The sequence below is a fragment of the Arthrobacter sp. KBS0703 genome (assembly GCF_002008315.2).
In the GTDB taxonomy this organism is placed as follows: Bacteria; Actinomycetota; Actinomycetes; order Actinomycetales; family Micrococcaceae; genus Arthrobacter.
The window spans coordinates 150,328-163,774 of the sequence record NZ_MVDG02000002.1 but is presented as its reverse complement, the minus strand read 5'-3'; the positions used below and the strand labels follow the sequence as shown (position 1 = coordinate 163,774).

Annotated in this window: 15 protein-coding genes; 7 read left to right on the top strand and 8 right to left on the bottom strand. The window is 65.8% G+C overall.

What is annotated here, in order from left to right:
* Positions 1-10 precede the first annotated feature (10 nt).
* Positions 11-958: a DMT family transporter gene (locus B1A87_RS21280; protein ID WP_078026885.1), complete on the bottom strand. Its 948-nt coding sequence runs from the start codon at positions 956-958 to the stop codon at positions 11-13.
* A gap of 70 nt (positions 959-1,028) precedes the next feature.
* Between B1A87_RS21280 and B1A87_RS21275 the strand changes: the two genes are divergently transcribed.
* Positions 1,029-1,751, top strand: a complete 723-nt coding sequence (locus B1A87_RS21275; protein WP_078026886.1) for a LysR substrate-binding domain-containing protein — start codon at positions 1,029-1,031, stop codon at positions 1,749-1,751.
* Here the strand turns inward: B1A87_RS21275 and B1A87_RS21270 are convergent, their stop codons facing one another.
* Positions 1,752-2,021, bottom strand: a complete 270-nt coding sequence (locus B1A87_RS21270; RefSeq protein ID WP_078026887.1) for a hypothetical protein — start codon at positions 2,019-2,021, stop codon at positions 1,752-1,754.
* A 240-nt stretch (positions 2,022-2,261) separates the two neighbouring features.
* Between B1A87_RS21270 and B1A87_RS21265 the strand changes: the two genes are divergently transcribed.
* The 4 genes from B1A87_RS21265 to B1A87_RS21250 all read left to right on the top strand — a co-directional run bounded on the left by B1A87_RS21265 (position 2,262) and on the right by B1A87_RS21250 (position 4,996).
* Positions 2,262-2,759: a hypothetical protein gene (locus B1A87_RS21265; protein WP_078026888.1), complete on the top strand. Its 498-nt coding sequence runs from the start codon at positions 2,262-2,264 to the stop codon at positions 2,757-2,759.
* A gap of 128 nt (positions 2,760-2,887) precedes the next feature.
* Positions 2,888-3,319, top strand: coding sequence for a hypothetical protein (locus tag B1A87_RS21260; protein WP_139362691.1), 432 nt, complete (start codon positions 2,888-2,890; stop codon positions 3,317-3,319).
* A gap of 93 nt (positions 3,320-3,412) precedes the next feature.
* A complete protein-coding gene (locus B1A87_RS21255) occupies positions 3,413-4,351 on the top strand; it encodes a 5'-3' exonuclease (RefSeq protein ID WP_185982440.1) in 939 nt (312 codons plus the stop codon).
* Between the two features lie 267 nt (positions 4,352-4,618).
* Positions 4,619-4,996: a hypothetical protein gene (locus B1A87_RS21250; RefSeq protein ID WP_078026890.1), complete on the top strand. Its 378-nt coding sequence runs from the start codon at positions 4,619-4,621 to the stop codon at positions 4,994-4,996.
* Between the two features lie 87 nt (positions 4,997-5,083).
* On the opposite strand, the gene B1A87_RS21245 is transcribed toward B1A87_RS21250, so the two are convergent.
* The 6 genes from B1A87_RS21245 to B1A87_RS21225 form a co-directional block, all read right to left on the bottom strand.
* Positions 5,084-5,551, bottom strand: a complete 468-nt coding sequence (locus B1A87_RS21245; protein ID WP_078026891.1) for an NUDIX domain-containing protein — start codon at positions 5,549-5,551, stop codon at positions 5,084-5,086.
* Positions 5,552-5,731: 180 nt separating this feature from the next.
* Positions 5,732-5,905: a hypothetical protein gene (locus B1A87_RS23185; protein WP_185982430.1), complete on the bottom strand. Its 174-nt coding sequence runs from the start codon at positions 5,903-5,905 to the stop codon at positions 5,732-5,734.
* A 307-nt stretch (positions 5,906-6,212) separates the two neighbouring features.
* The gene (locus B1A87_RS21240) at positions 6,213-7,964 is read right to left on the bottom strand and encodes a thiamine pyrophosphate-dependent enzyme (RefSeq protein WP_395940285.1); all 1,752 of its coding nucleotides are present in this window, start codon (positions 7,962-7,964) and stop codon (positions 6,213-6,215) included.
* 266 nt (positions 7,965-8,230) lie between these two features.
* Entirely contained in the window at positions 8,231-9,745 is a 1,515-nt protein-coding gene (locus B1A87_RS21235) for an amino acid permease (RefSeq protein WP_144275926.1), read from the bottom strand.
* A 64-nt stretch (positions 9,746-9,809) separates the two neighbouring features.
* Positions 9,810-10,751: a glutaminase gene (locus B1A87_RS21230; protein WP_078028284.1), complete on the bottom strand. Its 942-nt coding sequence runs from the start codon at positions 10,749-10,751 to the stop codon at positions 9,810-9,812.
* Positions 10,748-12,346: a CdaR family transcriptional regulator gene (locus B1A87_RS21225; protein WP_078028283.1), complete on the bottom strand. Its 1,599-nt coding sequence runs from the start codon at positions 12,344-12,346 to the stop codon at positions 10,748-10,750. The genes B1A87_RS21230 and B1A87_RS21225 overlap by 4 nt, the downstream gene beginning before the upstream one ends.
* A gap of 189 nt (positions 12,347-12,535) precedes the next feature.
* Here B1A87_RS21225 and B1A87_RS21220 point away from each other — a divergent pair, with 189 nt between their 5' ends.
* A complete protein-coding gene (locus B1A87_RS21220; RefSeq protein WP_078028282.1) occupies positions 12,536-12,868 on the top strand; it encodes a helix-turn-helix domain-containing protein in 333 nt (110 codons plus the stop codon).
* Positions 12,869-12,881: 13 nt separating this feature from the next.
* Positions 12,882-13,379, top strand: a complete 498-nt coding sequence (locus tag B1A87_RS21215; protein WP_078028281.1) for an SRPBCC domain-containing protein — start codon at positions 12,882-12,884, stop codon at positions 13,377-13,379.
* Positions 13,380-13,447 lie beyond the last annotated feature (68 nt).

The following is a 13,447-nucleotide window of genomic DNA, read 5'->3' as shown; positions in this document are numbered from 1 at the left end:
GAGAGCAAATTCAGAGGTGCAGCCCCGCAGGCGGCGCCTCGCTGGCCGCCCTCACCACGGGCGATGGACGAGGTCCCGCCAGCAGAATGGCTGCCGCGTTGGTGGCGACGATCAGCACGATTCCCAGCCATTCATGCAAGGCGAGAATCTGCCCCAGCACGATCATTCCTGAGAGGGCTGCGAGGAGGGGGTTGATGCTCATATACACGCCGAAGAATGCCTGCCGCACGTGACGGAGCGCACTGAGGTCCGCGGCGTAGGGGATGACAGAGCAGAGCACTCCGGCGAGGACGGACAACAACAGCGCCGGACCCGTCAACGACCCCGCCGAGAGGAGATATGCGGCCACCGGCAGGTAGAACACCAGGGAGACCATGGTTGCAACTGCCGGGCCCTGTAGGCCTGGCAGCCGCTGGCCAACCACCCCGTTCAGGATGATGTAGGCCGCCCAGCAGGCGGCCCCGGCCACCGCGATGCCAATGCCGGGAAAGTCGCTGGAAGGTCCTGGCAGTACAAGAACGTAAACCCCGACGCCGGCACTCACCGCACACAGCACGTCCAGTTTGGACTTGGACCGCGTGAGGGCGATTGCCAGCGGGCCGAGGAACTCCAGGGTGACGGCCAGGCCCAGCCCGATGCGCTGAATCGCGACGTAGAGGCAGATGTTCATGAGCGCGATCGTTCCGCCCAGCAGGAGCGCCGGCCACCACTGTTTCCACGTCAGGCGGTGCAGGGGTGGCCGGGCCGCCGGCAGGAGCACGGCAGCGGCGACGAGTTGCCGCACGGCGACCACCCCCGCCGGCCCAAGCGCTGGGAAAGCATGCGCTCCGATCCCCGCACCGATCTGATTGCTGATGCCGCTGCCCGTCATGGTCAGCAGGCCGCCGAGAATTCGGGACCGGGATTGGGTTGCCTGACGGCCGTCCGGGCCGAAGCTGTCCTCTGCGTAAGTCTCCATATCCCCAAAGTGTGGGGGAAAATTTTCAAACCAATAAATGCCTCCGCTACTTGTTCTATACGATGACCGTATGAATCTTGAGCTGCGCCATCTTCGGTCTCTCGTGGCCGTCGACGAGGCCCGGACCTTCACCGACGCAGCCATCAGCCTGGGAACTTCCCAAGCCAGCGAGCTGCGGGTCGGGTACGCCTGGTCCGCGCTGGGCGGCCGGACCATAGCCCTGCAGCGCCGCTGGGAGGAGGCAAACCCCGGAGTTCAACTCATCTGGGTCCAGTCGGGCTCCCCGACGGCCGGCCTGGGCGGGGGATCAGTCGATCTGGCGGTGGTCCGGCGGCAGCTCAATGACCCGCGCTTCACTGAAACCCTGGTTGGAACGGAGCGCCGCTATGCCGCGGTGGCCGCCACGGATCCGCTGGCCCGCAGGCGGTTCCTGCGCATGGCCGACTTTGCGGAGCGGACGATCGCCGTCGACAGCCGCACCGGCACCACCGCGGAAAATCTTTGGGGTCCGGAGGCCCAGCCTTCATCCGTCCGCTATGTCGAGGGTGTTGACGATTGGCTCACGCTCATCGCCACGGGAAAGGCCATGGGCATGTCCTCCGAGGCGACCGCGGCACAGTACCCACGGCCGGGAGTGGTCTACAAGGTGGTCCGTGATGCGCCGCCGATATCGGTGCTCCTTGCCTCGTGGAAGGATGACCTGTCAGTCCTCATTGCCGACTTTGCGCGCCTGGCCCGGCAAGCTTTTGCCGAAACCCCACCCGCCGAAAACCGCGGCGGGCACCGTGCCTGATTACCGGGTCTCCCTGAGGCCCGGGTCGCGAAGGTGATCCAGCAACGCCCTTTCCGGGTTCCCGGGATTTTCCGCGAGGTGCTTCAGGAGACCGGCGCGTACCTCGGGCCGCACCGGTGCGGATTCGGAGAGAACGTCCAGGATGATGTCGATAATCTGCTCGCGAAGGATAGTCCCGCCGGTAGCCTCATGCGTACCGGAGCCTGACTCGGCAAGATCCTGTGCGCGGTCACCGGCAGCGTTCTCGCGGGACTGAAATTTGGTAAGCATCTCCGACTCCTTTTCTGAGCCTCACGCAATAGTCCTGCCAACTGCTTCCATCATGAGCGCCCAGTCTGAGTCGCACGTGAGACTTGTCTGAGAGTCTTCTCATCGTCTCGCGGAGCGATGCCGAGCCGTGGATCCCCGCGGGGCCCGCAAACTAGCTCACGATGTTTGCCGCACCAAGCTTGGATGACTCTTGGATTTGTTCTGGACCTACCTTTTCCAACAAATTCCTACGGTTGAACCATGAAAACAAAAGCAGCCCTCGCACTGTCCCTCACCGGCATCCTCCTCACCGGGTCCGCCGCCCTCGCGGCCAATTCCCAGACGCCCAGCTCAGGCACTGGTGTCAGCGACGACGCCGGGAACGTCCGCCTCACGGACGATTCCGTCACCAAAAACCCTGCCGTAGCGCCGGCCAAGGCCAGCCCCAGCGCAACGCTGAAGGCAGCCACCAAGGCCAGCGACGACAAGCAGGCCAACGACAAGAAAGCAGCAGCAGCCAAACAGGCCTCCCGTCCTGCCGAACCAGGCGACGACGAAGGCGGTCTCCGCACCACAGCAGAGCCGGGCGACGACAAAGGGGGTCTTCGCGCCACGGCGGAATCCGGCGACGACAAAGGCGGCCTCCGGTCGGCTCCGGCATCCAGTGCGGAGCCCCGCGACGACAACGGCGGCCTTGTGAAGGCGCCCGAACCGGGAGACGACAGCGGCGGCCACGGCGGCCACGGCAGCGACGACTAATCCCAGCCTGACGCACCAAGAGCCAGCCCACGAACGGTCCTCCCGGCAACTCGGGAGGACCGTTCTCTTGGACGTATCTTGGATGTCCTTTTCATCTATCTTGGCCATAGCTGCCCTACAGTTGAACCATGAAATCCAAGGCAGCCCTGGCACTGTCAATTGCCGGGATCCTTATTACCGGCTCTGCCGCCCTGGCCGCGAACACGTACACGCTCAACAGTTCGAGCACGTCGACCCTCGGCAACGCCAGCAATATCCTGCTGCCAAACGATTCCGCAACCAAGACTCCTGCCCCGGCCGACACTCCTGCCAGGCCCAAAGCGACACCGAAGCCGGCCGGCCAGGCAAGTAGTGGCACACCCACCGTCGCAAAACCAGCGCCATCCAGGACAGCTCCCCCCTCGCCCGCACAGGGGAGCGGCGGCGCCGTGACCTCCCAACCCGGCAGCGGCGGGACCATCGCAACCCCGGCTCCCGGCGGTGGCGTCGTCAGCACGCCCGGCGACGACAAGGGCGGCCTCCGGAACGGCGGCAGCGGCGGCCACGGAAGCGACGACTGAACAGGCACCAGCCTCCCTCCAGTTCCGCCCGGTGACGAAGCACGGGACCGTGCCGCTCGCGCGAAATCGCGCGATTCCGTGTCAGGATCGGTTATGCCCCACCGCCTGATGCTGCTGGACACTGCGTCGCTGTACTTTCGCGCCTTCTACGGCGTACCCGACACGATCCGCCGCGCTGACGGCACCCCGGTGAACGCCGTCCGCGGACTGCTGGACATGATCGCGCGGCTGACCACCGACTACGGCGCGACGCATCTCGTTGCGTGCTGGGACGACGATTGGCGGCCGCAGTGGCGCGTGGACCTCATCCCTACCTACAAGTCGCACCGGGTTGCGGAGGTGGTGGCCGGCGCCCCCGACGTGGAGGTGGTGCCGGACGCACTTGAGGCGCAGATTCCGATGATCCGCCGGGTGCTCGACCTCGCCGGCGTCGCCATCGTGGGAGCTGCCGACCACGAAGCCGACGACGTCGTCGGCACCTACGCCAGCCACGCCGAGCTTCCGGTCGACGTGGTGACCGGCGACCGCGATCTCTTCCAGGTTGTCGACGACGACCGTCAAGTGCGGGTGATCTACACGGCGCGCGGCATGAAGAACCTCGAAGTCATCACCGACGCGGTCGTCGTCGGCAAGTACCGCGTGCTGCCCCAGCAGTATGCCGACTACGCGACGCTCCGCGGCGACGCCTCCGACGGGCTCCCTGGCGTTGCCGGCATCGGCGAGAAGACCGCCGCGTCATTGCTGTTGGAGTACGGCACACTCGACGGGCTGCTGGAAGCCGCGACGGATGCCGCAAGCGGGCTGTCCGCATCCGTGCGGTCCAAGCTGGCTGCGGCCGCCGACTACCTCGAGGTCGCGCCCACCGTCGTGAAGATCGTGCGCGACCTCGAACTGCCGACGCTCGAGGAAGCCGGCGCGCAGATGCACCCCGTGGAGGGCGATTCGCGCGCCGAACTCGAGCGCCTCGCCACCGAGTGGAACCTCGGCGGCTCCGTCAAACGGCTCCTCGAAGCGCTGGACCTGCATCACTGAACGAGCACGTCCAGCTGGCATCCACGAAGCGCTGAGTCATTTTCAGCAAGAGGAGACAGACTGGTCTGTCTCCTCTTGCTGCGTCGGAATCCCGCAGCAAGGGTGCCGCTTTGTCATTGCCTCTGGTAGCCGCGCATGCACGTGGGTAGACTCCGCCTTGTCGCTCCCCGGATCGGCGGCGCCGGGATCCGACGGCCCGATCAACGAGCGGTCTGCAAGGCGGAGGCATTTCCGAGTCGGCTGGACCGCGGAAGCCAGGAGCAAGTCATGAACAGGGTTGAAAAAGGCGTGGTCAACGCAGCTCTGGTCGCCGGCCTCGCGGGCGGCAGCATCTATCTCGCCATGGGCGGACCCGTCAGTGCGTCATTCTCGAGCCAGTCGGACAGCCGCTCCGCTGCAACGGCAGCCAAGGGCGGCCACCAGGCCAACGGGATCACGGAGCAGCTGCTGACCGGGACCCCGGCAGCCAGGGTCAGGGCGGCTGTGCTCGCGGCAAATCCCGGGGCAACGGTCCAGCGTGTCGAGACCGACGCCGAGGGCGCCGCCTACGAAGCCCACATCATCAAGGCCGACGGCTCGCCGGCAACGGTGAAGCTGAACGCTTCCTTTACCGTCACGGCCACGGAGCCAGGGCGGGGACGCTAGAAACGACGACGGGCGGGCGACGACGGCGGGAGGCCCCGCCGTCGTGAGTTCCACTTTGGTCCTGCGTCCGGTTCCCCGCCCGTTCACCTATTCACCGAGGTGCCCGATGAGCGCGTCAAGGATCGGCACTTGCCCCTTCACCAGCTTCATGCGGGCTTCGGCTTCCGGAAACCACCTCGCGTCATCGATCTCGGGGTAGTCCTGCAGCACGCCCGATCCCTTCGGCCATTCCAGCGAAAACGTGTTGCTCACAATCTGTTCGGGCTGGAAGTCCGCCTCTGCGGCGAAGGCCGTAATGAGCTTGCCTGAGGGTTGCCGGAAGGTCCCCAGCTGCAGGTAGTCGGCAGCCGGTGCGGGCGTGCCCATTTCCTCGGCAAATTCACGCAAGGCGGCGGCCAGGGGATCCTCGGGCTCGATGTACTCGCCCTTGGGGAGGGACCAGGCGTGGGTGTCCTTGCGGGCCCAGAACGGCCCGCCCATATGCGCAATCCAGACCTCCAGCCGGGATTCTGCGCTCCGCCGGTACAGCAGGATGCCTGCGCTGCGAACCGTCATGTGCCCTCCACGTCCCAAGCCATAGGTAACCATTGTGCCCCGGGGACTTCGGTTCCAGGGTGAGGGTGTTCTCACCAACACCAGGAGGGGCGATGCCCGGCCAGGCAGCACCGCAAACGCAGCGGACGACGGCGGGAACCTCCCGCCGTCGTCCGTTTGCGTTTTCTAGCGCTTCTGGTCCTAGCGGCTCAGGCTGACCGTAAACGTGTTCGGTCCGCTGCAGGTGACCGCGATGCTGTGCTTTGGGGCGTTGGCCCGGGTGGAGAGGTCGTGTACGGCTGCCTCCAGTGTGTGGTCAATCGCAGACCGGTCCCAGATTTTCAGCGTTACGGAGTCAGTGGTTTCGAACGTCATTATTCGGTGCCTCATTCATTAATTCGGTCAAGGGCCGCCGCATCGGCGCGGAGCCCGGAACAGTCCAAACCGTGAACGTTCGGAGACCTAGTGCAGCTCGGCTGAGCTCACTGGTTTGGCCTCGTTGCGTCCACCAGGTTGGGTTTAACTTTGCTTCTCGGCCGCTCGGCCGTCCATTCCATGATGCCCGGCGGGGCGATTGCGTCTCAAGCGGATTTGCGTTCATTGCAGGTGAGACTGATCACAACGTGCTGGAGGGCCCCCATGGGAGCCACCCTTTCGCGGGTCCGCCGTGCCACTTGGACAGTCAGTACGCCTTGACCCGTTGTTCGACGATGAGGTGGATCAGGGCAAACACCCCGTTCCGATCGATGGCCTCGAGCGCGGCGTCGAGGGCCGCCGGCACGTCCTTGTCCTGCGTGACCGTGACGCCGAAGCCGCCGAAGGCCCGGGCCATGAGGCCGAAGTCGGGGTTCTTCAACTGCGTGCCGGAGACGCGGGACGGGTAGTGGCGTTCCTGATGGGTGCGGATGGTGCCGTACTCCTGGTTGTCCATCACGATGATCAGCGGGGTGGCGCCGTATTGGGCCGCGGTGGCCAGCTCCTGGCCGTTCATGAGGAATTCCCCGTCGCCGGCGATGGTGACCACCCGGCGCTGCGGGCTGGCCAGTGATGCGGCGATGGCCGAGGGCACGGAGTAGCCCATGGAACCGTTTCTGGCGCTGATCATCGAGGCGTAGCACCGGGTGGGAAAATACCGGTGCGCCCAGTTGGTGTGCTCGCCCGCCCCGAAGGTCACCATGGCGTCCTCGGGCAGTCGCGGGACGAGGTTCGCCATCAGCGTGTCCATCCGTGCAGGTCCCTCACCCGGTGTGGCCGGCGGCAGTGCGGCGAAGGACGCCTGCTCGGCGCGCATCCTGCCCGTCCACGCCTTCCACTCCTCCTTCACGGGCAGCTTGATGCCGGCGAGATCCCGGACGAATGCGTCCGGTTTCGCCAGGATCTGCCGGGAGACCGGGCCGGAGCGGCCGCGCAGCGAGGGGTCAATGGTGACGAGGAAGTTCTTCTTGTTCCAGTCCTGCCGGCAGACAAATCCGTCCGTGATCACGTCCCCCGGGACGGTGCCGACGAAAACGAGGAGGTCGGTCTCCTCCAGCAGGTCGTAGGTGGGGCGGGGGCGGCCGTAGCCGATCGGACCAACGTAGGACGGGGAGTCGAAGGAGACCGTTCCCTGGGTTCGCCATTCCGCGGCGGCCGGGATGTGGTGCCTTTCCAGCCATTCGGTGAGCTGGCTGGCCGCTTCCTGGGTCCAGTCGTTGCCGCCGGTGACGAAAAGTGGCTTCTTGGAGAGTGCAAGGGCGGCGGCGAGTGCCTCGGCGTCCGTGGTGCTCATGCCGCCCGCCGCCACAGGGATGGCTGGGTGCAGGGCCGGATCAACCTGCTGGCGGATGATGTCTTCCGGCAGGCCGACAACGACCGGCCCCGGCCGTCCGCTCATGGCCGCGAACATGGCTTCCGCAACAATCTCGGAGGCGCGCTCGGCGTGATCGAGCACCATGACGCGCTTGGCCCCGGTGTCGAACCAGGCCTTGATATCGAATTCCTGGAATGCTTCGCGGTCGCGGTGCGCAAAGGGGATCAGCCCGACGAAGAGCAGCATGGGCGTGGAGTCCTGCCAGGCGGTGTGCAGGCCAACGTGGGCGTTGGCCGCACCCGGGCCGCGCGTGACCATGGCAACGCCCGGCCGCTGGTTCATTTTGCCGTCGGCCTCAGCCATGTAGGCGGCCCCGCCCTCGTGCCGGCAGACCACGGTGTCGATGTCCGAACCGTGCAGCCCGTCCAGCACGTCCAGGAAGCTCTCGCCGGGGACCACGTAGGCGCGGTCCACTCCGTGGGCCACCAGGGCGTCAACAATCACGTGCCCGGCGGATTTCAGTGTGCTGCCGCCGCCCGGGCCGCGCGCGCCGTCCGTGCCGGACGGCGCGGCCGGTGGGAGGGCTTGTGCCGCGGAGTGGTTGGGGATGTGGCCTTCGAACGGTTGCGTGTGGGTTGTGGTCATGGTGGATGCGGACTCCGTTGTCATCACTATTTGTCTTCTTGGGTTGGGTGTGGGTTTACGTGTGTTGGGTGGAGGCGCCGGTGGCGCCTAGTCGGTTTCCGGTCCGGTGCAGAAGAAGCAGCCGTCCTCGCAGCTGTCAATCGGCTGGTTTTCCGTTGGCGCCCGGTCGGGTTGGGGGCGCAGCAGGTCGTGTCGGTTCATGGCGGTCTTTCGTCGGTTGTTGTTGGGTCTGGGGACTGTGGAAACCGGGGCGGTGGCGCGACTTGCTACCGGATGGGAGTCCGGTTGGCCACCACCGGCGCGGCACCGGTGTAGCCGTCGCGGGTTTCGGCGATTTCGTGGATGCGTTTGCGGCAGGCGTACCAGCCGGCGACCATGAGGGCGCAGGCGACGAGGGTCACGAGCAGGGTGAGCGGGGAGTCGATGAAGACCATGACGAGGACGCCGACGAGGAAGAGCAGGGAGAGGTAGCCGGTGTAGGGGGCGCCGATCATCCGGAAGGTGGGGCGTTTGAGCCAGCCTTTGTCGGCCCAGCGTTTGAGCTGCATCTGGCACAGGACGATGGTGGCCCAGGTGACGATGATGCCGACGGAGGCGACGTTGAGGACGATTTCGAAGGCCTGGGTGGGGACGAGGTAGTTCAGCGGGACGCCGAGGAGGGAGACGCCGGCGGTGATGGCGATGCCGCCGTAGGGGACGCCGGCTTTGTTCATGCGCTGGGCGAACTTGGGGGCGGAGCCGGCGACGGACATGGAGCGCAGGATCCGGCCGGTGGAGTAGAGGCCGGCGTTGAGGGAGGACAGGGCGGCGGTGAGGACGACGAGGTTCATGATGACGTCCACGCCCTGGATGCCGATGGAGCCGAAGAAGGTCACGAAGGGGCTGACGCCCTTCTGGTAGGTGGTGTAGGGCAGCAGCAGGGCCAGGAGGATGACGGAGCCGACGTAGAACACGGCGATGCGGAAGACCACGGAGTTGATGGCCTTGGGCATGATCTTTTCGGGGTTTTCGGTTTCGCCGGCGGCGGTGCCGACCAGTTCGATGGAGGCGTAGGCGAAGAGCACGCCCTGCATCAGGATGATCATGGGCAGGATGCCGTTGGGGAAGATCCCGCCGTTGTCGGTGATGAGGCTGAGGCCGACTTCCTGGCCGTCCACGGGGGTGCCGAAGATGACGAAGTAGGTGCCTATGAGGAGGAACGCGACGAGGGCGGCGACTTTGATGATGGCGAACCAGAATTCCATTTCGCCGAAGACCTTTACGGAGACGAGGTTCAGGCCCAGGACGACGATCAGGGCGGTCAGGGCCCAGGCCCATTGCGGGACGTCGGCCATCCAGGGGACGTATTTGCCGAAGAAGTTCATGTAGAGGGCGGCGGCGGTGATGTCCACGATGGTGGTGGTGGCCCAGTTGATCCAGTAGAACCAGCCGGCGACGAAGGCGGCCTTCTCGCCGAAGAATTCCCGGGCGTAGGAGACGAACGAGCCGGATGACGGGCGGTGCAGGATGAGTTCGCCGAGGGCGCGGAGGATCAGGAAGGCGAAGAAGCCGCAGACGGCGTAGGCGATGACGAGGGAGGGGCCGGCGGCGTTGAGCCGGCCGCCGGCGCCGAGGAACAGGCCGGTGCCGATGGCGCCGCCGATCGCGATCATCTGGATCTGCCGCGGTTTCAGGCTCTTGTGATAGCCCTTGTCTTCGGCGTGAAGGAGGGAATCCGAAGCGTGGGCGTGGCCGCCGTCGGCCTCGTGCTGGGCAACCTCGTCATTGGGGTTGTTGGACATGGGTGATCCTTTCGACCGGTTGAAGATCTAACTGGGGTGGAACAGGAAAGTGCGGGGACCGGATCTAGAAAACAGACCATCCGGTGCGGTCGGACAGATCAGCGAGGGCCGCCGAGCCCGCCAGGGAATTGCCCTTGGCGTCCAGCCGCGGGCTCCAGACGCAGATGGAGCACTCGCCGGGGACGATTACCAGGATTCCGCCGCCCACACCGCTTTTGCCGGGAAGGCCGACGCGGTAGGCGAACTCACCGGCGGCGTCGTACATACCGCAGGTGAGCATGATGGACCCGATGCGCTTGGCCTCGCTCCGGGAGACGACAGGGCCGTTTGCTCCGTGGCCGCCGCTGGCAAGGAACAGGCCGGCCTTCGCCACCTCGACGCAGCTCATCATGATGGAGCACTGCCGGACGTAGTTCTCCACCACGGCCTCGGCGGGCCGGTGCAGGTTGCCGAAGTTCTTCAGGAAGTGGGCCAGGGCCAGATTGCGGCTGCTGTTGGCCAGCTCGTTCTCCGCCGCCACCTCATCGATGAACGGTCCCTGGCCACTGAGCTGCCCCGCCTGCCCGCGGAGGAACCGCAGGACATGCCCTGCAGAGTCAGCGAACTTCCCCATCACGTGGTCGGTCACCACCAGGGCACCCGAGTTGATGAACGGGTTCCGGGGGATCCCGTGCTCCACTTCAAGCTGCACCAGGGAGTTGAACGATGTCCCTGACGGCTCACGAAGTACGCGGGTCCAGAGCGCACCGGGGTCGTCGGCGCGGAGCGCCATGGCCAGGGTGAAGACCTTCGAGATGCTCTGGATCGAGAAGGGCAGGTCGGCGTCGCCGGAACTGAACACGTCCCCGGACGTGGTGGCCACCGCAATCCCGAAACGGTCGAACGGCGGCGCTGACAGGTGCGGGATGCTGGCGGGAACTGATCCTGCTTCACTTCGGGGCCGGTGGTTGCGGACGATCTCGTCCAGGACCAGGTTAAGAGGCGGCGAATCGAGTGCTGTCATCATTTCTTGCCCAGGTGCTCCTTATGCTTGCCGGCCCACTCCTGGATATGAAGGAGGGCGACCAATGAGTGGTGGAGATCGCTGAAGTTCAGGCCGGTAACGCGGCTGGCCTTGCTGATCCGGTAGTAGACGGTGTTCTTGTGCAGTTTCATCCGCTTTGAGCATTCGGCCACATCCAGCGACGCCTCGAAATACGCCAGCAGGGTTTCGGCCAGTTCGCCGTCGTCGCGGAGGAGGGCCCAGAGGCTGCGGTGGCGAAAAGCCGAGGCGGTGAAGCTCTGAAGTGCTTCGTGAAGGAGGATGTCCACCTCGAAGTCGTCCACGGTGGCCACGGCAGCGGTGCCTGACCGCCGCATGCTGCCGAGCAGTGCCTCCGTTTTGGCGGTCACGGAATGAATCGAGAGCAGATCCGGGGCGATTGGTCCCACTGCGGCGAAAGGACTGACACCCAGATGCCTCCCGGCGTCCCGGACGATCGCTTCGGCGAGGCTACGAATTCCGGCCTCGGCGTTGGCGGACTGGAGCGCCGGGATGATGACGGCGGTGTCGCCGTTGAACTGCCCCACTATGGCTGACGGTTTGTAGGCTGCCGCATGGATTGACGCCAGGTTGGCGAGCTCACCATGTTTGAGGGCCGCATCGTCGTGCTGGGCCTCAGCGGCAGACATTCCCAGCAGGATCAGTGCCGAAGGACGGTCCGCGGGGATCTTCTCGCTATGCGCACTTGCGGCGGCCTCCGCCGGGCCCGAAAGGATCCGCGCAATGCGGTCCTGGCGCATGTGCACCGACTGCTGGTTGCGGTGGCGGATCAGCTCGGCTGACACCCGAGCGGCCGATCCGGTCAGGACGTAGTCGACGTCCGCGCCGAAGCCGTCCCCGGTTTCCTGCAGCCAGATGTACCCCATGATGCGGTCGCCGGCGAACAGGGTGATGGCGACGCGCTCCCTCAGCCCGTCCTGCGGCCGGGCCGGAACCCTGACCGGCAGGCGGGTCCGGTGCAGTTCGCGGTAGGCGCCAAGATCCTTGAGGAGCAGCTCGTATTTCCGCGGACCGCGGCGCGCAAGGATCGATGCCTTGCGGAGCTCGTCGATGTCATTCGTCACCGTGGAGTAGGCCAGGACCTTGTTGGCGGCATCCTCGATCACCACATGGCTCGAGGTCAGGCGGGCCGTGGTCTGCGCGATGGCGAACAGGTCCTCCTCCAGCAGCGTCAGGACTTCGCTCTGGTAGCTGCGCGGCGTGATCCGGTCCTTGGCGATGGACAGCAGCCGGTCCCAGTCCGCGGCCGGATCCACCAGCAGGAGACCGGTTCCGGCAGCCCGGAGCAGCTCTTCGGCTTCCCCCAGTTCGCCGGGGCCGCCCTTGACGGCCAGCACCAGCGGAGGGTTTTTCAGAAGGCGCCGCAGCGCCGGCAAAGCGGAGCGTCCGCGGACCCCGATGAGCAGGACAAACGCGGCCCCGCCGTCGGACGTCTCGTCGTCGGCGTCAACGATCAGAAAGCGTTCGATAGGCGTTTCGGCGCGGTCCGGTCGAAGAATGAGGCTGGCGAAACCCAGAGGGAGATCCGACAGGATGTCGTCCACTGTAGCTGCGGCCATGGGCTTCCTTGCGTTGATACCCGTCCGGACGGCTCTGTCCGGTCACCCAATGCTATCGACAGTAAATCCCGGAATGTATGGATCCCAGCCTAAAACCAGCCCTCCGTTTTCGGTCCCGGAACCAATGCGCACCAGTTACGGGCGGGCGGGGATTGACACCCTTCCCGCGCGGCCATAATCTACAACCAAATGGTTGTAGATCAGCTTAGCGATGCCGAACTCGACCGCCTCTTCCAGGCGTTCGCGGACACCACCCGGCGGGACATCATGCGCCGGGTGGCGGTGGAGGAGTATTCGGTGTCCGGCCTGGCGTCCCTCTACGCCATGAGTTTTGCCGCCGTCCAGAAGCACGTGGCGGTGTTGGAGCGCGCTTCCCTGGTCACCAAGGAAAAGCGCGGAAGGGAGCAGATCGTGCGGGGCAGCCGTGAAGGACTGCAGAAAGCCCGGCGGCTGCTTGACGAGTACGAGGCGATCTGGCGGCAGCGCGCCGAGCGGATCGCAGACATCCTCGCTGAAGAATAGGAAGGGTCCGGCAATGACGGTTATCAGTTCCACGAAGAGCGCAGAGACGCTCAGCTTCACCCTTGTGGCCGAGTTCGACGCCGACGTCGAGCGGGTCTGGCAGGTCTGGGAAGACCCGCGGCAGCTTGAGCGCTGGTGGGGCCCGCCCACCTGGCCGGCCACGTTCGTGAAACACGAATTCACCCCGGGCGGAGAGGCCAGCTACTACATGACCGGCCCCGAGGGCGAGAAGGCCGGCGGCTGGTGGCGCATCACCGCCATCGAGGCTCCGCGCCGCCTCGAATTTGACGACGGTTTCGCCGACGACGACGGCGCTCCGGTCGAGGCCATGGGCACCACGCATGCGACCGTCACGCTTGAGGACCTCGGCGGCCGCACCCGGATGACCGTCCTGTCCACGTTCGAATCCGAGGAACAGATGGGCAAGATGATCGAGATGGGCATGGAGGACGGCATGAAGGAAGCCGCCGGCCAGATCGACGCCCTGATCGCCGAACATTCCCGCGCCTGACCGGCACGGCGAACCTGCGGTAGGAACGCGGAAGGCAAGCGGACGACGGCGGGACCTCCCGCCGTCGT

Bases quoted from the DNA above. Each gene is read 5' to 3' on its own strand.
- B1A87_RS21255 (WP_185982440.1), top strand. From the start codon at position 3,413: ATGCCCCACCGCCTGATGCTGCTGGACACTGCGTCGCTGTACTTTCGC.
- B1A87_RS21260 (WP_139362691.1), top strand. From the start codon at position 2,888: ATGAAATCCAAGGCAGCCCTGGCACTGTCAATTGCCGGGATCCTTATT.
- B1A87_RS21245 (WP_078026891.1), bottom strand. From the start codon at position 5,551: ATGACGGTTCGCAGCGCAGGCATCCTGCTGTACCGGCGGAGCGCAGAA.
- B1A87_RS21250 (WP_078026890.1), top strand. From the start codon at position 4,619: ATGAACAGGGTTGAAAAAGGCGTGGTCAACGCAGCTCTGGTCGCCGGC.
- B1A87_RS21220 (WP_078028282.1), top strand. From the start codon at position 12,536: ATGGTTGTAGATCAGCTTAGCGATGCCGAACTCGACCGCCTCTTCCAG.
- B1A87_RS23185 (WP_185982430.1), bottom strand. From the start codon at position 5,905: ATGACGTTCGAAACCACTGACTCCGTAACGCTGAAAATCTGGGACCGG.
- B1A87_RS21230 (WP_078028284.1), bottom strand. From the start codon at position 10,751: ATGATGACAGCACTCGATTCGCCGCCTCTTAACCTGGTCCTGGACGAG.
- B1A87_RS21215 (WP_078028281.1), top strand. From the start codon at position 12,882: ATGACGGTTATCAGTTCCACGAAGAGCGCAGAGACGCTCAGCTTCACC.
- B1A87_RS21270 (WP_078026887.1), bottom strand. From the start codon at position 2,021: ATGCTTACCAAATTTCAGTCCCGCGAGAACGCTGCCGGTGACCGCGCA.
- B1A87_RS21240 (WP_395940285.1), bottom strand. From the start codon at position 7,964: ATGACCACAACCCACACGCAACCGTTCGAAGGCCACATCCCCAACCAC.
- B1A87_RS21265 (WP_078026888.1), top strand. From the start codon at position 2,262: ATGAAAACAAAAGCAGCCCTCGCACTGTCCCTCACCGGCATCCTCCTC.
- B1A87_RS21280 (WP_078026885.1), bottom strand. From the start codon at position 958: ATGGAGACTTACGCAGAGGACAGCTTCGGCCCGGACGGCCGTCAGGCA.
- B1A87_RS21235 (WP_144275926.1), bottom strand. From the start codon at position 9,745: ATGTCCAACAACCCCAATGACGAGGTTGCCCAGCACGAGGCCGACGGC.
- B1A87_RS21225 (WP_078028283.1), bottom strand. From the start codon at position 12,346: ATGGCCGCAGCTACAGTGGACGACATCCTGTCGGATCTCCCTCTGGGT.
- B1A87_RS21275 (WP_078026886.1), top strand. From the start codon at position 1,029: ATGAATCTTGAGCTGCGCCATCTTCGGTCTCTCGTGGCCGTCGACGAG.